At 56.4% G+C, this 21,421-nt stretch carries 20 protein-coding genes and 1 pseudogene; 14 read left to right on the top strand and 7 right to left on the bottom strand.

Going from position 1 to position 21,421, the window contains the following annotated elements; genetic code table 11:
* Window positions 1-81 precede the first annotated feature (81 nt).
* The 5 genes and pseudogenes from lon to F6A13_RS05170 all read right to left on the bottom strand — a co-directional run bounded on the left by lon (window position 82) and on the right by F6A13_RS05170 (window position 4,099).
* A complete protein-coding gene (gene lon, locus F6A13_RS05200; protein ID WP_126605170.1) occupies window positions 82-2,448 on the bottom strand; it encodes an endopeptidase La in 2,367 nt (788 codons plus the stop codon).
* Window positions 2,445-2,849: an Hsp20/alpha crystallin family protein gene (locus tag F6A13_RS05195; RefSeq protein WP_113526747.1), complete on the bottom strand. Its 405-nt coding sequence runs from the start codon at window positions 2,847-2,849 to the stop codon at window positions 2,445-2,447. Before F6A13_RS05195 ends, lon begins: the two co-directional genes overlap by 4 nt.
* A 575-nt stretch (window positions 2,850-3,424) precedes the next feature.
* A complete protein-coding gene (locus tag F6A13_RS05180; RefSeq protein WP_113526749.1) occupies window positions 3,425-3,634 on the bottom strand; it encodes a BrnA antitoxin family protein in 210 nt (69 codons plus the stop codon).
* Window positions 3,635-3,643: 9 nt separating this feature from the next.
* Window positions 3,644-3,763, bottom strand: a pseudogene (locus tag F6A13_RS15965) (BrnT family toxin); the annotation flags it as partial.
* Window positions 3,764-3,793: 30 nt separating this feature from the next.
* Window positions 3,794-4,099: an NIPSNAP family protein gene (locus F6A13_RS05170; RefSeq protein WP_113526751.1), complete on the bottom strand. Its 306-nt coding sequence runs from the start codon at window positions 4,097-4,099 to the stop codon at window positions 3,794-3,796.
* Between the two features lie 160 nt (window positions 4,100-4,259).
* Between F6A13_RS05170 and F6A13_RS05165 the strand changes: the two genes are divergently transcribed.
* The 3 genes from F6A13_RS05165 to F6A13_RS05155 all read left to right on the top strand — a co-directional run bounded on the left by F6A13_RS05165 (window position 4,260) and on the right by F6A13_RS05155 (window position 5,074).
* Complete coding sequence (locus F6A13_RS05165) at window positions 4,260-4,433, top strand: phage integrase N-terminal SAM-like domain-containing protein (protein WP_225982011.1); 174 nt, start codon at window positions 4,260-4,262, stop codon at window positions 4,431-4,433.
* A gap of 81 nt (window positions 4,434-4,514) precedes the next feature.
* Window positions 4,515-4,745, top strand: a complete 231-nt coding sequence (locus F6A13_RS05160; RefSeq protein ID WP_126605169.1) for a hypothetical protein — start codon at window positions 4,515-4,517, stop codon at window positions 4,743-4,745.
* Between the two features lie 62 nt (window positions 4,746-4,807).
* On the top strand, window positions 4,808-5,074 hold the full coding sequence (locus tag F6A13_RS05155) for a hypothetical protein (protein ID WP_113526753.1): 267 nt from the start codon (window positions 4,808-4,810) through the stop codon (window positions 5,072-5,074).
* On the opposite strand, the gene F6A13_RS05150 is transcribed toward F6A13_RS05155, so the two are convergent.
* Window positions 5,071-5,994, bottom strand: coding sequence for a LysR family transcriptional regulator (locus F6A13_RS05150; protein WP_126605168.1), 924 nt, complete (start codon window positions 5,992-5,994; stop codon window positions 5,071-5,073). The two genes, F6A13_RS05155 and F6A13_RS05150, sit on opposite strands and share 4 nt — an antisense overlap.
* A 104-nt stretch (window positions 5,995-6,098) precedes the next feature.
* On the opposite strand from F6A13_RS05150, the gene F6A13_RS05145 reads away from it, so the two are divergent.
* From F6A13_RS05145 to F6A13_RS05115, 7 genes are all read left to right on the top strand, one after another.
* Window positions 6,099-7,643, top strand: coding sequence for a DHA2 family efflux MFS transporter permease subunit (locus tag F6A13_RS05145; protein WP_225981970.1), 1,545 nt, complete (start codon window positions 6,099-6,101; stop codon window positions 7,641-7,643).
* Window positions 7,643-9,076: an efflux transporter outer membrane subunit gene (locus F6A13_RS05140; RefSeq protein ID WP_126605167.1), complete on the top strand. Its 1,434-nt coding sequence runs from the start codon at window positions 7,643-7,645 to the stop codon at window positions 9,074-9,076. The genes F6A13_RS05145 and F6A13_RS05140 overlap by 1 nt, the downstream gene beginning before the upstream one ends.
* Window positions 9,073-10,242, top strand: coding sequence for an efflux RND transporter periplasmic adaptor subunit (locus F6A13_RS05135; RefSeq protein ID WP_126605166.1), 1,170 nt, complete (start codon window positions 9,073-9,075; stop codon window positions 10,240-10,242). Before F6A13_RS05140 ends, F6A13_RS05135 begins: the two co-directional genes overlap by 4 nt.
* A 126-nt stretch (window positions 10,243-10,368) precedes the next feature.
* Window positions 10,369-10,830, top strand: a complete 462-nt coding sequence (locus F6A13_RS05130; RefSeq protein WP_009564313.1) for a globin domain-containing protein — start codon at window positions 10,369-10,371, stop codon at window positions 10,828-10,830.
* Between the two features lie 63 nt (window positions 10,831-10,893).
* Window positions 10,894-11,877 carry a 2Fe-2S iron-sulfur cluster-binding protein gene (locus F6A13_RS05125; protein ID WP_113526797.1) on the top strand — a complete coding sequence of 328 codons (984 nt, stop codon included), beginning with the start codon at window positions 10,894-10,896 and terminating at the stop codon, window positions 11,875-11,877.
* A gap of 80 nt (window positions 11,878-11,957) precedes the next feature.
* Window positions 11,958-13,169, top strand: coding sequence for an NAD(P)/FAD-dependent oxidoreductase (locus F6A13_RS05120; protein ID WP_126605165.1), 1,212 nt, complete (start codon window positions 11,958-11,960; stop codon window positions 13,167-13,169).
* 43 nt (window positions 13,170-13,212) lie between these two features.
* The gene (locus F6A13_RS05115; protein ID WP_225981969.1) at window positions 13,213-13,611 is read left to right on the top strand and encodes a DUF488 domain-containing protein; all 399 of its coding nucleotides are present in this window, start codon (window positions 13,213-13,215) and stop codon (window positions 13,609-13,611) included.
* A 21-nt stretch (window positions 13,612-13,632) separates the two neighbouring features.
* Here the strand turns inward: F6A13_RS05115 and F6A13_RS05110 are convergent, their stop codons facing one another.
* On the bottom strand, window positions 13,633-14,322 hold the full coding sequence (locus F6A13_RS05110; protein ID WP_113526760.1) for a Crp/Fnr family transcriptional regulator: 690 nt from the start codon (window positions 14,320-14,322) through the stop codon (window positions 13,633-13,635).
* A 207-nt stretch (window positions 14,323-14,529) separates the two neighbouring features.
* On the opposite strand from F6A13_RS05110, the gene F6A13_RS05105 reads away from it, so the two are divergent.
* From F6A13_RS05105 to nirB, 4 genes are all read left to right on the top strand, one after another.
* Complete coding sequence (locus F6A13_RS05105) at window positions 14,530-15,690, top strand: CmpA/NrtA family ABC transporter substrate-binding protein (RefSeq protein ID WP_113526761.1); 1,161 nt, start codon at window positions 14,530-14,532, stop codon at window positions 15,688-15,690.
* 266 nt (window positions 15,691-15,956) lie between these two features.
* The gene (locus F6A13_RS05100) at window positions 15,957-17,363 is read left to right on the top strand and encodes an MFS transporter (protein WP_126605164.1); all 1,407 of its coding nucleotides are present in this window, start codon (window positions 15,957-15,959) and stop codon (window positions 17,361-17,363) included.
* Between the two features lie 120 nt (window positions 17,364-17,483).
* Entirely contained in the window at window positions 17,484-18,728 is a 1,245-nt protein-coding gene (locus F6A13_RS05095; RefSeq protein WP_225981968.1) for an alginate export family protein, read from the top strand.
* Window positions 18,729-18,969: 241 nt separating this feature from the next.
* Window positions 18,970-21,420: a nitrite reductase large subunit NirB gene (gene nirB, locus F6A13_RS05090; RefSeq protein WP_113526763.1), complete on the top strand. Its 2,451-nt coding sequence runs from the start codon at window positions 18,970-18,972 to the stop codon at window positions 21,418-21,420.
* The last annotated feature ends 1 nt before the right edge of the window (window position 21,421 follow it).

Raw genomic sequence — 21,421 nt, 5'->3', positions numbered from 1 at the left:
CCAGGTGCTTTATTTGTGCCCGACGGACTTTCAGGGCCATCCGCATCCGGATGGCAAGACCTGTAACACGACTCAGATATCTTACCCTTCCTGACCCATTTCCAGCGCCTGCGCCACTGCATCTTCCACCCGTTCTATCCAGATGAAGGTAAGTTGTTGACGGGCGTTCTCGGGGATGTCTTCGTAATCCCGGCGGTTGCGCGCCGGCAATAGGACCGTGTGGATACCGGCACGCAGGGCCGCCAGGACCTTCTCCTTGATCCCCCCGACGGGCAGTACCAGGCCGCGCAGACTGATCTCGCCGGTCATGGCCACATCCGGCCGCACCTTGCGGCCGGTGAGCAAGGAGATCAACGCCACGGCAAGGGTCACCCCCGCGCTGGGTCCGTCCTTGGGGATGGCACCCGCGGGGATGTGGATATGAATATCGCTCTTGTCGATGCTCTCCTGGGCGATCTGCCAGTCCGCCGCCCGCGCCTTGACCAGGCTCATCGCCGCCTGGGCGCTCTCCTTCATGACATCACCGAGTTGCCCGGTCAGGATGAGGCGACCATTGCCGGGGCTCTTGCTGGCCTCGATGAAGAGGATATCCCCGCCCACCGGCGTCCAGGCCAGCCCGGTGGCCACGCCGGGCAGGGCCACCCGCGAGGCGACTTCGTTTTCAAAGCGTTGGGGACCGAGGATCGTCGCCAGATCGTCGGGATGAATCTGCATCCCGCTGCTGCCGCCCTCGGCAATGCGCACCGCCACCCAGCGGCAGATGGCCCCCAGTTCGCGCTCCAGACTGCGGCAACCGGCCTCGCGGGTATAGCCGCGGATAAGGGCCAGCAGCGTATCCTCTTCCAGGACCAGTTGCTCCGCCGTCAGGCCCGCCGCCTCCCGCTGCCGGGGCACGAGGTAGCGACTGGCGATATGCATCTTGTCCTCCTCCGTATAGCCCGAGAGCGGGATGATCTCCATACGGTCCCGCAGAGGGCCGGGGATGGTATCCAGGACATTGGCGGTGGCGATGAAAAAGACGTGGCTGAGGTCAAAGGGCATGGCCAGATAGGTGTCGCGAAAAGTGCGATTCTGCTCCGGATCCAGCACCTCCAGCAGGGCGGCGGCGGGATCGCCGTGGAAACCGCCGGCGCCGAGCTTGTCGATCTCGTCCAGGAGCATCACCGGATTGCGCACCTCCACCTTGCCCAGAGCCTGGAGGATATTGCCGGGCAAGGCGCCGATATAGGTGCGTCGATGGCCGCGGATCTCCGCCTCGTCATGGACGCCGCCCAGGCTCACGCGCACAAACTTGCGCCCCATGGCGCGGGCGATGCTCTGGCCCAGAGAGGTTTTGCCCACCCCCGGTGGCCCGACAAAGCAAAGAATGGGGCTTTTGCCGTTGGGATTCAGGCGATGTACTGCCAGATGCTCCAGGATGCGCCGCTTGATCTTGTCGAGGTCGTAGTGATCCTCGTCGAGAATGCTTCGTGCTTCACCGATGTCGACACGCTCCGGGGTTTCCTTGGCCCAAGGGAGGGCCAGGATGGCGTCGATATAACTACGCACCATGCCATACTCGCCAGCCCCTTCAGGCATCCGTTGCAGGCGACGCAGTTCCTTGCGGGCCACCGCCTCCACCTCGGCGGGCAGGTGCGCCTCGTCAATGGCATGGCCCAGGGCCTCCAGCTCGCCGTTGCCCTCCTCCCCCTCCCCCAATTCCTGCTGGATGGCCTTGAGCTGCTCACGCAGGAGGTATTCACGTTGGCGGCGATCCATGACCTCCTTGGTCTGCTCGCCGATCTTCTGGGAGAGCTTCATGACCTCGATGCGATAGCTCAAAAACTGCGAGACCTGCTCCAGGCGGCTGCGCACGTCGATGTTTTCCAGGATTTGCTGGCGCTCATCGGCCTTGAGATCCAGAAAGTTGGCAATCAGATCCGCCAGTGCCCCGGGCTGCTCCACATGGGCAATGGCCTGGGCCAGTTCCTGGGGTACCTGCGGCAGGAGGGACAGCGCTTCGGCGGCCTGCTGACGCAGGTGCAGGACGCGGGCGTCCAGCTCCGAACCGGTGGCAGTGCTTTCCTCCAGACGTTCGATACGGGCCGCCAGAAAGGGATAATCCGGCAAAAATTCGCGCACCCGGAAACGTCCTTCCCCCTGGGCAATGAGGTGGTGGCCGCCATCCCCAGTGGTCACATAGCGCAGGACAGTGGCCACCGTACCCACCGGGTAAAGATCATCGGGACCCGGTGCATCATTTTCCGGATCCTTTTGCAAGAGCAAGGCAATGGGGCGCTCCTGGCGGATGGCCTCCTGGGCCGCCGCCACCGACTGCGCACGACCAATACCGAGGGGCAGAACCACCCCTGGGAAGAGGACAATATTGCGCATGGGCAGCACCGGCAGAACATCTTCCGGTAATACCAGCTTGCTGCTTTCGCTCGCCTCCGTGTGCGTATCGTTCATTTCATACCCCTCTGCTGGCGAAAGGACAAATGGAGACAGCCATCGCGCATTTCCCAGCCCTGCAAGGTCAAGCCATCGGGAATCTGCAGGCGCCGGTCGAAAACGCCGTAGGGAATCTCCAGACGATGGATACGCCCGCTTTGCACCTCCAGGGAGAGACGACGCTGTCCGCTGACCACAAGGACGTTGCCGCTGAAGACCACCCGTACGGCCTCCGGGCTCACGCCGGGCAAAGCCACGACAATCCGCAGTCCCCCAGTGGTCTCAAAGACATCCACGGGTGGCTGCCAAGCCGGCTGGCCACCCGACGGGGCCGGCTGAAAGAAACGCCGCTGCAGGCGTTCCGCACGCTCCAGCATGTCCACGGCCTGCATCCACATGAGATCTTCCAGATCGCGCATCCCCGACTCCCCCTCATCGGCGTCCATGACGTCCCAATATTGTAGCGTATTTTTGCGGCCACACCTCCCAGCTTGGTGATGATGACGCCCATGTGTTTGCCTCTTGTACGACGGGTCAGTTCCCGCACCAGATCTTTTGGCGGATCGCCTGGTGCGCCGAGCGGTTGGGGCGGAAGCCGTAGCTGTGCGGGTGGAAGTGGGATTCCCATTGCACGGACAGCACTTGCGCAATGGCTTGCTGGATCCCGGATTTACAAAATGCACCCAATCGCAGATGGTGGACTTTGCGGTCACGTGCTCGCTCGTCCCGAATGCATCACGCCTCCTATCCGGTTTTTGTTTGTTCATCGCCCCGCCGTTTCGGATTGCGCTTCCTTCAGACCCCGCCTCGCGACGACGCCCTTGCCCTTCTCCTTGCCTTCGGCTCTGCAGACCTAGCCATAGGACTTTCACCTATAAAGTAACGCGCCATGCCCGGCGCACACGTTTGACATGAGGGGCGGCCGCAAGTGGGCGAAGCCCGCTTGTGGACGCCCCTTCGATGGAAGGGTTAGCCCTCGGGAAAACAGAGGTACTCACTTCCAGTTGAGATTGAGCTTTCGATGAGAAGCTGCGCAGTCTCGCAAATACAGGTTGATGAGGCTCTGGTACGGAATTCCAACGTCTTCAGAGATTGCCTTGAAGTACATGATGGACTCTTCGTCGAGCCGAATCGTGATTTGCTTCTTGAGCTGTGCTGCGTAAGGGTTCTTCTTGGCAGCGGAGAAGTCGTACTCATTGCGCATATGACACCTCTACGGATAGAACTTGGATTCCTTGGCCGTGGCTTTGCGAGCGGAAATGATGCGAATGACGTTGTCATCGCTCCGATAGCAGTGACACACAAGGAGCAACCGAAGTGAGCTGCTCAGGCCAACTTGAGCGTAATGTTAGGCTAAACATGTCTATTCGAATACTGGGCGCATAAAAGAACGCTCATAACTAAAAAAACACTTTGTTTCTTCGTAGTAACCCATAGCCGCTTGGCATTCTGGGTCACTGGCAGCTTTAGTGCGGTATATCTCGTAGGCCGCAAGCGAAGGGAACGAAAACAAGGCAATCGCGACATTGTTTGTGCCTTCGTGAGGCATAAAGTAACCATGATGTTTGCCGCCAAATTTCTCCACAAGTAGAATCCACATTTTTCCGTAAACCTCAAATTCTTTGAGTTTAAAGGGGTCAACAGTATAGCGAAGATAGCAGGTAATCAAAGTATCTTCTCCTGAAGAGCCTAACGTAAATTGGGCTGCACCATAGTGCTGTGTAACATTGATAAGTGCAGACTAACATGAGGGAACATACATGGCTACAACGGGCACCACAAATACCCCTACTCGCCAACCACGGCTGCTGGAGTAAGTACGGGAAGCGCTGCGACTGCGTCATTACAGCCTGCGTACCGAGCAGGCTTATGCCTATTGGGTCAAACGGTTCGTGCTGTTTCACCGCAAACGGCATCCCTGGGAGATGGGGGCTGCGGAGGTGGAGTCTTTATTGCTGGGACAGGGTTTTCCCACTCCCCCGATAACCGCTGTCCAACGGTAACACCCACCACCATCGCACTTGCCATGAGCCCCTTCAGCGTGTACTGTACTTTTATACAGTTACCACCGAAGGAGGCATCACATGGCACCCCATCATTCCGCATCGCAGTTCCGGCCCAAGACGGCGAGTATTCTGGTCTTTGGCGCGCTGATTGGCCTCTGGCTGGGACATCAGGACAAAGATTATCAGCCCGGTTCGACGTCCTCTATGGAGTCTGTGGTTCTTCAGCGGACTCAGCATACGCATACGGCCACTTTCCAGAGCACCGCACAAGACCAACCCGCCACGGAGCCTTTTACCGTGCGGCCGTGATAAACTGCGCCGGGCAAAAATGGCTTTAGAGCCGACCACACATGGCAAATCAGGGAGTTACTTTGGAACTGGATCACAAGGCCCGCGAGGCCATAGAAGACATCATCAACCGCCGGGAGGGCATCAACTCCATACAGGCGCAACTGAAGGAAGACATCAAGGCGATAGCCGAGTACCTTGCGGTAAAACCCGCGCAGGTGGCCCGGATCATCAGCCTGGTGGAGCGGGAACGTGCCAAGGGGGATGTATTGGAAGCCGAGCGTGGGGTGATCGACGCGGCGGAGTCCATGATCCCCGTAATGGCGTCGGCAGAAGTGCAAGACGCTTAACGCGGCGATGCGGCTGCGGTGTCTGAAGCATGCACCGCGTCCGCATCCAGAAATTGCAGAAATGCCCGGATGGTATGGGACTGATAAATCGGCTGCGGTCTGGCCATATACAGGGTCCATTGAATGCCGTTAGGCGACGGTAAGCGGCGCACATGGACGCGCCAGTCTTTTCGGAAGCGCAAGGCTGCGGCAGTCACAAATCCGATACCCAGTCCTGCATCCACGGCGGCACCCACCGCCTCGACACCGGTCACTTCGATGGATGGTTTGGGCGTCAAGTGCGCGTTATGAAACACCTGCTCCACGGAGCGGCGAATGCCCGAGGCGCGTTCCCGCCAGATCATGGGGTAGGACATGAGGCTTTCCAGGGTGAGCTCGTCTTGCGCCAGCAGCGGGTGTCCCTCTGGGAAAATCGTCATGATTTCATCGCGTAACCATGGCGTTACCGTATAGTAGGAAGGCAATCCTTCCAGGTCCAGCCCGCCTTCCAGAAAGAACAAATCCCAGTCGGACAACGAGATGTCCGACCAGTCGATGATGCCACCACGCAGTTGGAGCTCCACATCGGGGAACTGGCGCCGAAAGGCCACCAGACGTTGCGGCAGAAAATAATTGGCCACCGTATTGGTCGCGGCGATGCGCAGCACGCCGTTTTGCAGGCGCTGCCGGCGCAACACGATGTCGTCAAATTCGTCGACCACATCGCGCATCCGCTGTGCGGTGGAGAGCAGCGCCTCCCCGGCCGGCGTGAGGCGAATACCCCGGCCGCTGCGCATGGTGAGTGGTTCTCCCACTTGCTGGGTGAGTTTCTGCAAACGCTCCGTCACCGCCGGTTGACTGCGGTGCAGCATCCTGGCCGCCGCACTGATGCCCCCGGACCGTGCCACGGTTAGAAAAGTCAGCAAAAGCTCGGTATCCATATATCGCCATCACCTATATATTAGTTATAAATTTCCAATTTGACCTATATATACACGGGCCGCATTATCGCCGCGTCTTCCGATAAATAGCAAACGCCGCGCCCGTGACATCCTCCCTCCGTGTTGCCGCCCCGATACCAACGCTCAGCGCGTCCATGGTGGTACTCCTCAACCTGGTGATCGGGCTCGGTCACTTCCTCGTACTCTTCAACACCGGGGCCTATCTGCCCATGATCCCCCGTGTTGCCGGAAGTCTGGGCGTCAATCCCGCTTATGCAGACTGGACCCAGGCGAATTTTTTCCTGGCCATGGCACTGGCTTTTCCCACCGCGACGTGGTTTCTGAACCGCTGGGGGGAGATGCGTAGCCTGGTCGCCGCCTTCCTCGCCTTTGCCCTGGCTTCCGCCGTATGCGCCCAGACCAGCAATTACCACTGGTTTTTGGCCGCGCGCATCGTCCAGGGTTATGCGGGCGGATTGACCATTCCCATCTCACTTGGTGTCATCCTGCGTCACTACACGCCGCAGCGGCGCAATATCGGCCTCACTCTTTGGGGTGTTGCGGCCATTACACCGTTCACCTTGGGGCCGACCATCGGGGGCTGGATCACCGACACCCTGGGTTGGCGTTGGCTGTTTTACCTCAACATGCCCATTGCCGTCGCGGTGGCCTTGATCAGCGCGATTCTTCTGGTCGGGCGTGAAGCGGAACATCGCCATCCGCCATTAGACTGGCCGGGGCTGATTTTCCTGCTGATTGCCTTGGCAGCGCTGGAGTCTGCACTCAATTCCGGAGAAATCATCAGTTGGTGGCGTTCCAATACCATCATTTTTCTGACGATTATCGGTGCTGCCGCGCTTGTTTTCTTCGCGCTCTGGGAATGGCACAGCATCCACCCCTTGCTGGAACTGCGCTTTCTGCGGCGCCGTAATTTTCTGATCGGCGCAATCGGCCTATTTTTTACTGCTCTCTTTTTTCAGGGCACAATGGCTCTCTATATTGTTGGGTTTCAGTTGACCATGGGCTATTCCGCATGGATGGTCGGCCTTTTATTATTGCCCATGGCTATTTTCTCAAAACTTAGTGCCACGCTCACCCAGCGTTTTTTGAATCACATTGATGCGCGCATACTCGGGATGATTTCCCTGCTGGGATTTTCGGCAGGCAGTTTCTGGGTTTCCTCCTACAATCGGACGGCTTCATTTGATGAACTGATCTGGCCGCAGATACTTGTGGGCATGTTTCTGGGCGGTCTATTCCCGCCATTGATCGCCATCGCGCTTTCCGGATTGCGTGGAGCCGCCGAAATGCGTGGCACCGCCTTCTTAAATCTGCTGCGGGTGTCTGGACAGGCCATGGGCATTCCGATAATAGCCACTCTATTTGACAGAAGGACGATTCTTCACGCGCATTTTCTCACTGAAAATAGCGGCACGATAACATCCATGTTCAACGCCTCCGTGAAAAGTGCGAGGACATCTGACTACATAAACCACCATGCTGCAATGCTCGCTTTCAATGAAATATTTTACATCGCCGCATGGGGGTTTCTGATCGTGGCCAGTCTGTTATTGTTGGCTAAACGGGTGGTTTTCGCCGAACCGGATGTCCGGGTGCGCCAGGCGCTGGAAGAACTGGTGGAACCCTGATGAAACGCCGCATCGCCCTTATCCTACCGTTGTTGTTGCTCGGCGCCTGCGCACGCCTACCGCCGCATCTCCCCGGCGGCAAAATGGCGCAGGATACGCAACTCAGCGGAACCCTGGCATACGTTGACGGCCATAATGGTGTGCTTACGGGTACCTGGCCCGTGTCAAACTGGTGGACTTCGGCACAGCTACCAGCGCTGAATACGTTGATTAGCGAAGCGTTGCGCAACAATCCTTCGCTGCAGGTCGCCAGTGCGCGCATTCTGCAAGCCAAAGCGGCTGCGGCAGACCAGCATGCCGCCCTTCTCCCGCATTTTTCCGCGGGTGCATCGGTGACTCAGGAGCACTTTTCCCGGCAAGGCTTGCACGCCCCGTTGAACGGCAAAACCATCACCTATGGTGCTCTCAATCCTCTGGAAATGCGCTATCACCTGGATTTGTGGGGACGGGACAGCGACCGCGTACGCGCCGCCCTGGGGGAAGTACGCGTACACCAGGCGGATTACGCCGAGGCAAAAATATTGCTTTCCACCCAGTTGGCGTGGCACTACCTTTTGCTGGCAGGTGATGTACAACGCCTCCGGCAATTGGATCGCGCGGAAGTTCTGCACACCTCCTTACTCCGCCTGGAACAACAGCGCTGGCACGACGGCCTGAGCGATGCCCGCGCTGTTTATCTTCAGGAAGAGGCGCGCGCAGGGGCACGCCAGTCGGTAGCCGACATGCAGGCAGCCATTGCTCAGCAGCGCTACATATTGGCGGCACTGGTCGGACACGGACCCGATTGGGGGCGGGATATTCCGGTAGAGCCGTTGCCCACGCTATCCACGATCACCATGCCGCGGAATTTGCCCCTACGCCTCATTGCTCACCGTCCGGATATAGTCGCTGCGCGCTGGGAAACAGAAGTCGCGGCGCAACAGGTGGGCGCGGCACGCGCGGCCTTTTATCCCGACGTGAATATCGCCCTGTTTGCGGGATGGAATAGTATTCATCTGGGAGATCTGTTCAGCCCCGGCAATCTTGCACATGCCCTTGGCCCGGTCATATCTCTGCCGATTTTCGAAGGGGGGAGATTACGCGCCCAACTGAAAGAGAAAAATGCATTATATCTAGCCACGGAAGACCATTATCGCGCCACCATCCTCGGCGCGGTGCGCGAGATTGCCGGTCGGCTGGCCACCTGGCGACAGATACGCCAAAAACTTCGCGCACAACGGCAGATGATTTTCGCCGCCGAGCATACCACGGCGCTGGCTGAATCTGCCTTTCATTCCGGAATTACGGACAAAGCGGAAGTCTATAGCGCACAGATTCAGGAAACAGAAATAAACAATCAACTGCTGGCCTTAAAGATGCAAAATGCGCAATCCTGGGTATTGCTGCATTCAGCGCTAGGTGGCGGATATACCCCGCGGAAGAATCCCGCATGAGCATGCAGAAGGCCGAACATTCGAGTGCTCCCATCCAGCCGGAAAAACGCACCCGGATGCTGGTGCTCGTTACCCTTATTTTCGTGCTTGCCGGATTGATCTGGGCCGCGTGGTGGTTTTTGCGGGGGCAGTACTGGATAGAAACCAACGATGCCTACGTCTCCGGCAATATTACGCCGGTGGATAGCCAGACGGCCGGCACCATCAGCAGGGTACTCGTAGAAAATACCGAATTCGTCCACGCCGGACAGGTAATGGCTACCCTTCAGGCCCATCGCTCGCGGATCGCACTACAGCAAGCCGCGGCACATCTGGCGGCGACGGTCAGGCAGGTACGCAGGGATTTCGCCAAGGTCACCGCGCTGCAACAGACCGTCAGTGCCAAAAACGCCGAACTCCGCAAATTGAACGCCGATTTTATCCGCTATAAGCAGTCCCTGCCGAGTGGCGCTGTTTCCGCCATCCGCCTGGAAGACACACAAAACGAAATTGCTGCTGCGACAGCACAGGTAGCGGCGGCCCAAGCGGCGCTAAAAGGCACGCAAGCCATCATAGCGGGCACCACCCTGCAAACGAACCCCCTCGTGCGCCAGGCCGCGGCACAGTTTGAACAGGCCGATATTCAATGGCAACGCCGAGTTGTCCGCGCACCGGTATCAGGTTATGTCGCGGAGCGCACCGCCTACCCCGGACTGATGGTGCACCCCGATCAGCACCTGTTTTCCGTGGTGCCCCTCAATGATTTGTGGGTCGTAGCCAACGTGAAAGAAACCGCCATGCGGCATGTCCGCCCCGGACAAAACGTTCAGTTGACCAGTTATTACTATGGCGGCGATGTTCATTATCATGGCAAAGTTCTGGGACTGTTGCCGGGTGCCGGCAGTGCCTTCAGCATCCTGCCGCCGGAGAATGCCACCGGAAATTACATCCATATCGTCGAACGGGTGCCGGTACGTATCGCATTACCCGCCGCAGAACTCGCCCAGCATCCCCTGCGGCCCGGACTCTCCATGGTTGCAGAGATTCACTGGACGCGCTCACAAAAGCATTCTGTGCTCAAAGCTCTCACTACCACACCGATACGAGGATACCAAACCCATATATACCATGGAGAGTTGCGACATGCCCGGCAACGAGCCGCCGCCATTATCCGCGATAACGCGTAGAGCGGCATGACCCAGCCAAACTTGACCGAAATCAAGGAATGCCCACCGGCAACCCGATAAACTGCAAAACGTAGGGCGTTTTACTGAAGTTAAAACCCATGGTTCAACCGGAAGGAGCAACAACAGATGGCTATCAATATCCAACTCATCCAATCCAGCGGCGCCGCTGTTAAGGACTTAGGCGTTCAGGTTGCTGAGCATTTTTATAACTATATGTTCACCCATTTCCCTGAAGTGCGGAAAATGTTTCCAGGGGACATGTCTGAGCAGCGGGTGCGCCTCTTCAATTCCGTCATTCTTATCGCCACCAATATAGACACCATGGAAGTGCTGGTTCCTTATTTGAAAGAACTCGGTATCGGGCACATCAAATACGATACCCGTCCGGAACATTACCCCATCGTCGGAAAAAGCCTGCTCAACACCCTGAAGCATTTCCTGGGTGCGGCCTGGACGCAGGAAATGGCGGAATCCTGGATCGAGGCTTATAACCTGGCCTCCACCGTTTGCATCGAGGCAGCCTACGAGGCCATGGCCCCTTCTCGCTTCGTCCCGGTGACCATTGACGACGTACCTCCCGCCGTCTGATTGGCACCTTGCCATTGGCGTACCGGTTGTTCAGGTACGCCATTATTTTGGGGTATGCCCATTATGGAATATGAAATCTGTCTGGAGCCATCCGGCATTCGTTTTATGGCGGATGAGCGCCAAAATATTGTCGAAGCGGCGAAACAACACGGAATTTCCATCAAACATGGCTGTGCCAGTGGTTCCTGCGGGGATTGCAAGGGCACCATTATGTCCGGTGCCAGCGAACAGGGGCCTTTTATGCCACTGCTGCTCTTACCCACGGAACGTGCTGCCGGCATGGCCATTCTTTGTAAACTGTATCCACGTAGTGACTTGCGTTTGCGCGCCGAGGTGGTTCCGAAAGACACCTGGACGACCGAGATTACCCAACTCACACCACTGGCCTGGAATGTGCTGGAGTTACGGCTGCGGCCGGAACGGCCTTATCCCTACCGGACCGGGCAATACGCTCGCATCGCGATACCGGGGCGTCCGAACCAGTGGCGTTCCTATTCCATGGCGACGCCGCCGGGTGCCACCGGAGAACTGGTTTTTCATATCCGTGAATTACCCGGCGGCGTATTCAGCCAGTGGCTTTTTCACACCGCACAAAGGGGCGATGCATTAATCCTGGGCGCTGCACAGGGCGAATTCGCACTAAGCCCGGACAATGACCGTGATATGCTCTGTATTGCCGCCGGAACCGGTCTGGCCCCCATCGAGGCGATGATTCAGGAAAGTATCGCCTTGGGACGGACCCGGCCTATCCATCTTTTTTACGGCGCCAGGAAACAGGCCGACTTTTATCATCTGGAAGAACTGGCCAGATGGTCACAACAGTATCCGCACATCACCATCACATTGACGCTTTCCGACATGCAGGATGCCTCTTGGACCGGCGCCCACCGCCTCCTGCCCACGGTTGCCGCCAGCGGCCACTGGAAGGGTCATGAAGTGTATCTGTGCGGTAGCCCCGGCATGATAGAAGCCGCCATCGACCTGCTGCTCTCCCATGACGTGCGGCATGACCATATTCACTTCGATGCTTTTGCGCCTAATGGATGATGACCCTAAACAGAAAACTTTTTAGCATACCGGCTATAATCATGTAACGCATCCTTCTGAGCCACCTCAAGGGGAGTCGCATGAAACGTTATAACTACCTGATAGTCGGTGCGGGGGCCGCAGCCGCCAGTGCGGCGAGTGCCATCCGCAAGCAAGACCCCCAGGGCAGTCTGCTGATGCTGGGCGCAGAAAGCGACCCGCCCTATCAGCGCCCCCCTCTCTCCAAGGGTTTGTGGCTAGGTAAAGACAAAGAGGAAGATATTCCCCTGAAGCGCCCGGCTGATTGGGAAACCATGGGTGTCACATTGGCTTTGGGAGATCCGGTCATTGATCTCGATGCGGAGAGATGCGTAGTGGGAACCAAGGCGGGGAAAACCTTCTTCTATGAGAAACTGCTGCTCGCCACCGGTGGGCAGCCCCGCCCGCTGCCCACCCCGCCAGGCCTGGAAAACAGGGTGTTTTCCTTACGCTCACTGGCGGATTACCGGCGCTTGCGCGCTCGGGCGAACGAGGGCGGAACCGTGTTGGTGATTGGCGGTGGTTTTCTCGGCGCGGAGCTGGCCGTGGCGCTCTCTTCGCAGCCCGGACTTGCGGTACAGTACTGCGTGTCCGGGAAAGGCCCGTTGGCGCACGTCCTGCCACCCCCTTTGGTGGAGCAGGTCAGCACCCGCTATCGCGAGGCTGGCGTCCATCTCCATGTAGAGCATCATTTCAAGGACTTGCGTAGCGAATCCGACAAGCTCATAGCCCGCTTCGCGGACGGCGCGGAAATTCCCTGCGACTGGATCGCCTATGGCATCGGTATGCTATCCCTGACCGCCCTGGCGGAGGCCGCCGGTCTGGTGATGGCGCCCGGCGGGGCCCGCGTGGACGACGGGATGCGCAGCAGCGACCCTCGGATATGGGTTTCCGGTGACCTCGCCACCTATCCCGATCCGGTATGGGGCACACCTCTGCGTCTGGAGCATTGGGATAATGCCGAAGCCACCGGGCGTGCCGCAGGTTCTGGCATGGCCGGAAAAGAGGTGCATTTTCAGCATCAATCCATGTTCTACAGCGATATCTATGAATTCGGCTTCGAGGCCGTCGGGGAATGCCGCAGTGACATGGACTGCTATACGGATATTTCGCCGGGCAGAGACAAGGCCGTAGTGTATTATCTGCGGGACGACCAGATCCACGGCATACTCCTCTGGAACGTCTGGGACCAGGTAAAGACAGCCCGCAGCTTGATCGCGCAAAAGGCCGTGGTGCATCTCCAGGAATTGCGCGGGCGAATAGGAGACTGGTGAAAGCAGAAGGAAGGCAGCCCGAATGAACGGGCAGGGACATAAAATGACTCCGGACCACGCTCAGCGCATTGCCATCACCACCTGGCGCGTTTACGCGCATCCCCTCCCCGCAGGCTATCACGTCCTGGCGGAACGCCTCTGGCCCCGTGGCTTGCGCAAGGCCGACCTCCCGCTGGACGCCTGGCCCAAAGATCTCACTCCCAGCACCGCCCTGCGTCAGTGGTTCGCCCATGATCCGGTACGCTGGGATGAGTTCCGCAAACGTTATCTGGCGGAACTGGCGGAACAACAGGAGACTGCCCGCGCGCTCCTGACTCAGGCCGCTGGTTCGCCCCTGATTCTGCTGTATGCAGCCCACGACCAGGAACACAACGGCGCGTTGGTGCTCCGCGATTTTTTACAGTCTTTGGTGAAATCGCCCCCGATGCGGCTTGGGCAGTGAAAGGACACGAATGCCATCGTCTCAGTGCCCGCCGGCCCAGCGCCGTAAGGCAAGAGGATCGGGAATGCTGATCGTCCGTTGTTCCACTTCTATGAGTCCTGCCTTACGCATTCGGGACAACACCCGCGACAGCGTCTCCGGCGTCAAGCCCAAACGCGCCGCGACCGCCGCTTTCTTGGCGGGGAGTTCAATGACCGCGGGGTTATTGACTACCGGACACAACTCCAGCAGATAGCTGGCCAAGCGCTGCTCTGCCGACTCCACACTCAGATGACGCAGCTCCTTGACCAAAAAATGCAGGCGCATACTGAGCCGCGCCAGCATCTGCCGCATCAACTGGGGCTTTTGCTCCAGAATTTCTAGAAACAATGCGAGCGGAATTTCCAGAACTGTCGTCGGCCCATCTGCTGCAGCAGTGACCGGATAACACCCGCCTAGAAAAGCAACTGCTTCGGCAAACAGATCGTTTATCTGAATGATTTCGACGATTTTTTCCTGTCCGGTGGCGGCGGCGGCAATCAGGTGGATACGACCAGAAAGGACCAGATAAAACGCGTTTGCGGTCGCCTTTTCGACAAAGAGAATATCGCCCGAGCCCAAAGTGACCTTTTTGCTTTGTGTCAGTAAGGTATTCAGCAACGCTTCGGGCCAGGCCGAAAAAAGCGAAGTTTCACGCAGGAGTGATGATGCATTGTCTGCGATTGCTTCCATCAAAATGTGTTCTCATCGGAAAAAATGCAGGATAGTCATCACTTGGCGGCACCGCAAGTGCAAGAATCACCGATCAGGCACTTCCGACCTCAACAAGGCTGGCCCAAGAATTGCTTCATAACCCTGCAGTCTGGACAATGAAGTCCTCGCGCACCCACTATGGGGCGCGAGGTTTTTTTGTAATAACGTCGGGTACTGGGAGGAAAAATGAGCGGTGAGAATCTCAACATAGGTTTTGTCGCACTGACGGATAGCGCACCCTTGATTGTGGCTCGTGAGTTGGGTTTTTTTGCGGCTGAAGGACTCGCAGTGAGTTTGCAACAGGAGCCTTCCTGGGCCAGTTTACGTGACCATCTGCTCTTTGGAGATCTGGTTGCTGCCCACGCTCTGGCGCCATTGCCTATGGCGGCAACGCTGGGAATTGCTTCCCCCAGAATACCGGTGAGTACGGCGCTGACGCTCTCCCTGAATGGAAATGCCATTACCGTCAGTCATGCTTTGCACCAACGGCTCCGCGATACGGGATATACGGGAGAGGAGCATGTCCTCGCCGCTGCCCGGGCGTTGCGCCGCATTATTCAGACAGAGCCTGCGAAAAAATTGCGTGTTGCCGTCGTTTCTCCGGTGTCCAACCATCATTATCAACTGCGGCACTGGCTACGTGCAGCTGGTATCGATCCGGACCAGGATATTCAAATCACCGTGGTTCCGCCTCGCTATATGGTCGCCGCGTTGCGCGCTGGAGAAATAGATGGTTATTGCGTGGGGGAGCCTTGGGGAAGTCTGGCAGCTGCAGAAAACGTGGGTATTCCGATTGTCAGCAGTTACGCACTCTGGAATAACCTGATGGAAAAGGTATTAGCCGTACGGAATGACTGGTCACAGCGCGAGCCCGACTTATATCTGGCAATGATTCGAGCCATCCTGACCGCCAGTCATTGGCTGGATAACCCTCAACACCGTTTAGAAGCGGTACCCTGGGTTGCCGCAGCCATTGGGGTTCCTCGGGAAGTTGTGGCCATGGCATTAAGTGGTAACGTACCAGGCCTGACTCAGCAGGAGGATTTTCATGTATTTGCGCGTTACTCGGCCAATTTTCCCTGGCATTCCCATGCGATGTGGCTGGCTCGACAAATGCAGACGGCTGGTCAATGGCCTCAAGGTGTGGATAGCGAGACATTGATTCCACAGGTATATCGTTGCGATATCTATCGGCAAGCAGCAAAAGTGCTGCAGATTCCTGTTCCAAAAACGGATTTTATCGACTGGGGAAACCACGCCAAATCCTGGCAGGTCCAGAGTGAGGAAGGGCATCCTATTACCATGGGCCCCAACCTGATTTTTGATGGGAGCACCGTCACACCCTGAGCTGGGGCGCACCATCATTGTGCCCCGTTTCAGGGAATATGCACCAGATTCGCCCATTCATTGCCAGCAGGACCATTGCAAAAAGACCCTGTCCAAGACCTTAACATACTGATTCATGGTAGCCAATAAATTCTGGCATGAAAAATGCTGAACACAATTAAGCACTGTTCACCGATGAACAGCGTTTTGGGACGAAGGCGTTCCTGGCTCAGATGAGCCGGGAGCGCCTTTTTCTTTGAATTTTATCAGCGCTCGAGGGATGCACCATGAAAGAACTTTTGACTATGCTCCGTAGTGGAAACTGGCGCGCCTTGGTCGCCAGCTTTCTGTATTTCGATACGGGTTTTACCGTCTGGTTGTTGTATGGCCCACTGGCCCCCTACATGATTCATTCCTTGCATCTGACCGATGCGGAACAAGGCTTTTTAGTCGCGGTACCCATCCTCTCTGCAGCGATTTTGCGGGTGGGTATGGGCAATCTTTACCAAAGTATGGATGGCCGCTGGCTGGCGATGGGTGGTGTCGCGCTATCTGCTATTCCGCCTCTCTTCCTGCTGATCCATCCTGGAGTACCCAGCTACTCGTTGCTCATAGTGCTTGGTGTATTACTGGGCGTCGGCGGAGCCAGTTTTGCAGTTGCCCTGCCCATGGCCGGAAGCAATTATCCCGCTAAAGTGCAGGGAACCGTATTGGGCATAGCTGCTGCTGGAAACATTGGAGCGGTTCTGGATGGATTTCTGTTTCCGCCTTTGGCCGCGCATTTTGGCTGGGCACACGCAACGGCTGCTGCCCTGCCCTTGCTGGCTCTGGCCGGTGTGAGCCTGTTTTTCTGGGGTAAGGATAGCGCCGCCAAAAGTGGTCGGGCAGGACCCGCATTGTTGGGCTTTGTGGTTACTCTAGCGGGCTTGTCTCTTCTGGCCGTAGCAACACCTATGGGATGGCTGGGATTGCAGGGTAAATCCGCCCTCCTGATGCTACCCGTATATGGCGTACTGCTGACGGGGATTTTTCTCCCGCGACGCTATCGACTGGCCCTCCGCGAACGAGATACCTGGGTAATTATCCTCATATACGCCATCACCTTCGGTGGATTTGTCGGTATGTCTGCTTATGTCAGCCTGCTTTTGGTTGCTCTTTACCTTTTGCCTAAAATTGATGCCGGTATGTTGATGGCATTATTTGCTTTTACCGGAGCTATGTTGCGGCCTCTGGGCGGCATGGTTGCTGACCGGATCTCGGGCGCAGCTGCGCTACGCTGGTTTTTAGGCGGTATCGCCCTGATGGATATCCTGTTTGCAACCTGGACACCCCCTCTGAATCTGGCCATCTTTTTTTTACTGATCCTATATGCCTGCTTCGGTCTGGGAAATGGTGCCACGTTTCAACTGGTTCCCCTGCGCTGGCCTGAAAAAACGGGCATCATGACCGGCATTATTGGTGCTGCGGGTGGAGTGGGGGGCTTTTATCTGCCCGTTATTCTGGGTATCACCAAGCAGGAAACCGGCACTTATCATCTGGGCTTTGCCTTCTTCGCCGTGCTGACGAGCATTGCACTGGGGCTGGTATTCGTTCTGCGCCAGCAGTGGTTAAGCTGGTCTCATCATGGAACGATGGCTGTAGCCATGGAGGAAACGCCCTCAGCTTTATCCGAAGCTAACGCCGTTACTGACTGAGTTTTCACTAAAGTCCCTCATCACAACTTGCGGTTTTTCCAGATGCGTTTGCTGACGCATCGGGAGTTCTGCGCTCTTTATCCATGATTTCATGGCTAAATTTATTCTGGAGACCAGATCATGCCTTCTCTAAAAAAAACTGCTGTGCATCTCGCCGTTATGAACGCTCTACTGATCACTTTGGCAGGAAGTTGGGCCGGCGCAGACACTCTGAGCGATGCCATTACCCAAGGTCAGGTTCATCTGGATTTTCGTCCTCGTTATGAATTCATGTCACAAACCGAGAAAAAAGATGCAAATGCCTTTACCGTACAGACGCTACTGGGCCTCAGCAGCAAACCCATTGCCGGTTTCAGTGCTGATTTGCAGTTCATCAACGTAGCGGGCATCATCAATCAGTACAATAGCTTACGCAATGACAAAACGGCGTATTCTGTCATTCCCGATCCGAGTGAAAGCAACATCAATCAGGCCTATCTGCAATTTGCCGGTATTCCTGCATGGAAACTGCGTGCAGGTCGGCAGGAAATCAATCTGGATGATGAACGTTTTGTTGGTGCTGTGGGTTTCCGCCAGACTCCGCAAACTTTTGATTCAGTATCCATCTCTGGAAAACCCTTGGAGGACCTAGCGATTTACGGCGCCTATATATGGCGCATCAAGAATATACTGAATGAAAATGTGCCATCACAAACCATGCTCAGCGAAATCAGCTGGTCACCCTCTTCGTTGATTCACACACAGGCTTTTGGCTATTGGTATGGCAATCAGGCCCATAGTGCCATACCCGGTGCCGCCGCCTGTTTTTTGTCTGGAAATGCTCAGGTGTGCAACAGCCAAACGCTGGGGTTGCGGGTCGAAGGCGCCATTCCTCTCGCCCATGGCTTAAAACTTCCCTACGATCTGAGCTATGCCCGCCAGTTGCCCTATGATAGGGGTAGTGCCGACGTCCATGCCTCCTACTATCACCTGGGTACCGGATTGGTCCTGCCATCAGTTGCAGTCCATGCCAATTACATGGTGATGGGCGCCAATCCTCAGGGTACCTACGGCTTTCAGACCCCATTGGCCACCAAGCACGCCTTCAATGGTTGGGCAGAGGTATTCCTTACCACTCCCCCAAAGGGGCTGCGTAGCCTCTACTTTAGCGTCGCCGGAAAAATCATGAAAACCCAACTGATGGCCATCTATTACGATTTTCAGGCCGATCATGGTACTGCCCATTACGGAAATGAGTTGGATCTATCCGTAACCCATGGCTTCTCCAGACATTGGAGTGCCGGGGTGCAATATGCTGACTATCGGCGGAGTACCTATGGGGTCAATACCGAAGGGGCCTGGGTGTTTGTCGATGCGAAATTCTAGTCGGGCAGCCCGATCCGCCGCACCAATATGGTGCAGCTGCACCATACCTTGCACTGATATTTATCAACCCGATTAAAGTTCTAAAACTTAACAAACTGTTTTTATTACGATCAATTCCAGGCATGTCTATTGCTTAACAGATTGCAAAACGATTCGCGAGAGTCGTCACCATGCAAAACGGCAAAGGCGTCGTCAGCAATTCAGCTGACTGACGCCTTTTTTCTATTTTGGGAGCCCAGCAATGCACAGTCTGACTACAGTTTCACAGAAACCTCGCCTGGTCGTTGTTGGCAATGGCATGGCCGGCATCCGTGCGGTCGAAGAACTCTTGAAAATGGCACCTGATCTTTATGACATCAGCGTGTTCGGTGCCGAACCCCATCCCAACTACAACCGGATTCTCCTGACTCCGGTGCTGGCAGGGGAAATGGCCCTGGAAGAGACCATTCTCAATCCTCTGGACTGGTACGCCGAGCATCATATTTCGCTGCATACTGGCAATCCGGTGACCAGCATTGATCGGGTCAAACGTCTGGTTATCAGCGCCGACGGCAAAGCCACGCCCTATGACCGCTTGCTACTGGCAACCGGTGCAGCCGCCGCCATGGCTCCCGTACCTGGAAATCATTTGCCGGGCGTACTGAGTTATCGGGATATGGCCGATGTGGAGGCACTAACGAAAAGCAGCGCGCTCGGCGGGCAGGCCGTGGTCATCGGTGGCGGCCTGTTGGGGCTGGAGGTAGCCCATGGTCTGCGGACAAGGGGAATGGAAGTCACCGTCATTCATCGTCGGGCTTGGCCTTTGGACAAACAACTGGATCAACGGGGTGGCGTTCTTTTGCAAAAAGCCATGGAAGCCAGGGGCGTCCAGTTTTTACTGGGTAAGGAAACGGCAGAAATTCTGGGATCGACACATGTCACAGGGCTGAGTTTTACCGATGGCTCGGAAATGCAGGCGGATGTGCTGGTCATGACCATCGGCATCAAACCGCGCATCGAACTGGCCCAGGCTGCAGGCTTACAGTGTGAAACCGGCATTTTGGTCAATGACACCCTGCAAACCTACGATCCACGCATTTATGCGGTGGGAGAATGTGTCCAGCATCGCGGTCAGACCTATGGACTGGTAGCCCCCCTTTTTGAACAGGCCAAAGTGGCGGCCAATCATTTGGCAGAGTACGGACGGATGCGTTATCAGGGCTCTGTCACCAGCACCAAGCTCAAGGTTACCGGCATCGAACTGTTTTCCGCAGGGAATTTCATGGGCGGCGAAGATTGCGAAGAAGTTACCTTGCTGGATGGCAGTCAGGGCGTATACAAAAAGGTCATTCTCCAGGAAAACAAGGTGGTTGGTAGCTTGCTCTACGGAGATACCAGCATCGGTCCCTGGCTGTTTCAACTCATGCGAGATGGCACTGATGTATCGGCCTTTCGGGACAATATTGTTTTTGGTGAAACCCATCTGGGGGATGCCGGTCATGCCGGAGAAAACCAGGCGACACGCCTGCCGGACACCGCCGAAATTTGTGGCTGTAATGGGGTAGCCAAGAGCAGCATTGTCAAAGCTATCCGTGAACAGGGTTTATTTACTCTCGACGATGTACGTACATGCACCAAGGCCAGTGCTTCCTGTGGTTCATGTACTGGCCTTGTGGAACAGCTACTAGCCAGTACCCTCGGCGGTTTTTATGACAGCACCCCGAAGAAAAAGGCTCTGTGTGGCTGTACAGAACTCAGTCATCAGGAACTGCGCGACGCCATCATCAAGGAAAAGCTCCTCTCGGTTCGCCAGGTCTTTGATTATCTGGAATGGCGCCATCCTGCCGGCTGCGCCACCTGCCGTCCAGCCGTCAATTACTATGTGCGGACAGCCTGGCCCATGGATGGTCTGGACGATCCCCAATCCCGCTTCATCAATGAGCGGGCCCATGCCAATATTCAGAAAGACGGTACCTATTCTGTCATTCCGCGCATTTACGGGGGAGTCACCAGTCCTGCGGAACTGAAACGTATTGCGGAAGTTGCTGAGCGCCATCACGTCCCCATGGTGAAATTTACCGGCGGACAGCGTCTGGATCTGCTTGGGGTAAAAAAAGAGGATCTGCCCAAAATCTGGGCCGATCTGGATATGCCTTCTGGCCATGCCTACGGTAAGACTTTACGTACCGTCAAATCCTGTGTGGGCAGCGAGTTTTGCCGTTTTGGAGTGCAGGATAGTACCCGCCTTGCCATTGAACTGGAAAAAAATCTCGAACGCATGTGGGCACCCCACAAGGTCAAGCTCGCAGCATCTGGTTGTCCACGCAATTGCGCCGAAAGTACCATCAAGGACATGGGGATCATCGGCGTGGATTCGGGCTGGGAAATCTATGTGGGTGGGAATGGCGGCATGAAAGTGCGCGCTGCTGATCTGCTCTGCAAGGTAAAAACCCACGAGGAGGTTCTGGAAATGGCCAAGGCTTTTTTGCAGATGTATCGAGAGAATGCCCAATACCTGGAACGCACCGCGCCCTGGGTAGAACGGGTCGGACTGGAGCAGATCAAAGCCACGATAGTCGACGACACCCATGCCCGCAAAACCCTGGCAGAACGCATGGATTTTGCCCTGTCTCAGGAAAAAGATCCCTGGAAAGAGGCCGTATCCGGTCGTCTGGATATTCACGCGGCACCCCTGCGCCGTATCCCGGCCTGAG

The sequence above is a fragment of the Acidithiobacillus sp. 'AMD consortium' genome (genome assembly GCF_008926505.1).
GTDB classification, from domain to species: Bacteria; Pseudomonadota; Gammaproteobacteria; order Acidithiobacillales; family Acidithiobacillaceae; genus Acidithiobacillus; species Acidithiobacillus ferridurans.
This window is presented reverse-complemented; position numbering and strand designations above follow the sequence as displayed.

Bases quoted from the DNA above. Each gene is read 5' to 3' on its own strand.
- F6A13_RS05160 (WP_126605169.1), top strand. From the start codon at position 4,515: ATGGCACCCCATCATTCCGCATCGCAGTTCCGGCCCAAGACGGCGAGT.
- lon (WP_126605170.1), bottom strand. From the start codon at position 2,448: ATGAACGATACGCACACGGAGGCGAGCGAAAGCAGCAAGCTGGTATTA.
- F6A13_RS05125 (WP_113526797.1), top strand. From the start codon at position 10,894: ATGGAATATGAAATCTGTCTGGAGCCATCCGGCATTCGTTTTATGGCG.
- F6A13_RS05195 (WP_113526747.1), bottom strand. From the start codon at position 2,849: ATGCGCGATCTGGAAGATCTCATGTGGATGCAGGCCGTGGACATGCTG.
- F6A13_RS05100 (WP_126605164.1), top strand. From the start codon at position 15,957: ATGAAAGAACTTTTGACTATGCTCCGTAGTGGAAACTGGCGCGCCTTG.
- F6A13_RS05095 (WP_225981968.1), top strand. From the start codon at position 17,484: ATGCCTTCTCTAAAAAAAACTGCTGTGCATCTCGCCGTTATGAACGCT.
- F6A13_RS05140 (WP_126605167.1), top strand. From the start codon at position 7,643: ATGAAACGCCGCATCGCCCTTATCCTACCGTTGTTGTTGCTCGGCGCC.
- F6A13_RS05135 (WP_126605166.1), top strand. From the start codon at position 9,073: ATGAGCATGCAGAAGGCCGAACATTCGAGTGCTCCCATCCAGCCGGAA.
- nirB (WP_113526763.1), top strand. From the start codon at position 18,970: ATGCACAGTCTGACTACAGTTTCACAGAAACCTCGCCTGGTCGTTGTT.
- F6A13_RS05130 (WP_009564313.1), top strand. From the start codon at position 10,369: ATGGCTATCAATATCCAACTCATCCAATCCAGCGGCGCCGCTGTTAAG.
- F6A13_RS05115 (WP_225981969.1), top strand. From the start codon at position 13,213: ATGACTCCGGACCACGCTCAGCGCATTGCCATCACCACCTGGCGCGTT.
- F6A13_RS05180 (WP_113526749.1), bottom strand. From the start codon at position 3,634: ATGCGCAATGAGTACGACTTCTCCGCTGCCAAGAAGAACCCTTACGCA.
- F6A13_RS05105 (WP_113526761.1), top strand. From the start codon at position 14,530: ATGAGCGGTGAGAATCTCAACATAGGTTTTGTCGCACTGACGGATAGC.
- F6A13_RS05150 (WP_126605168.1), bottom strand. From the start codon at position 5,994: ATGGATACCGAGCTTTTGCTGACTTTTCTAACCGTGGCACGGTCCGGG.
- F6A13_RS05120 (WP_126605165.1), top strand. From the start codon at position 11,958: ATGAAACGTTATAACTACCTGATAGTCGGTGCGGGGGCCGCAGCCGCC.
- F6A13_RS05110 (WP_113526760.1), bottom strand. From the start codon at position 14,322: ATGGAAGCAATCGCAGACAATGCATCATCACTCCTGCGTGAAACTTCG.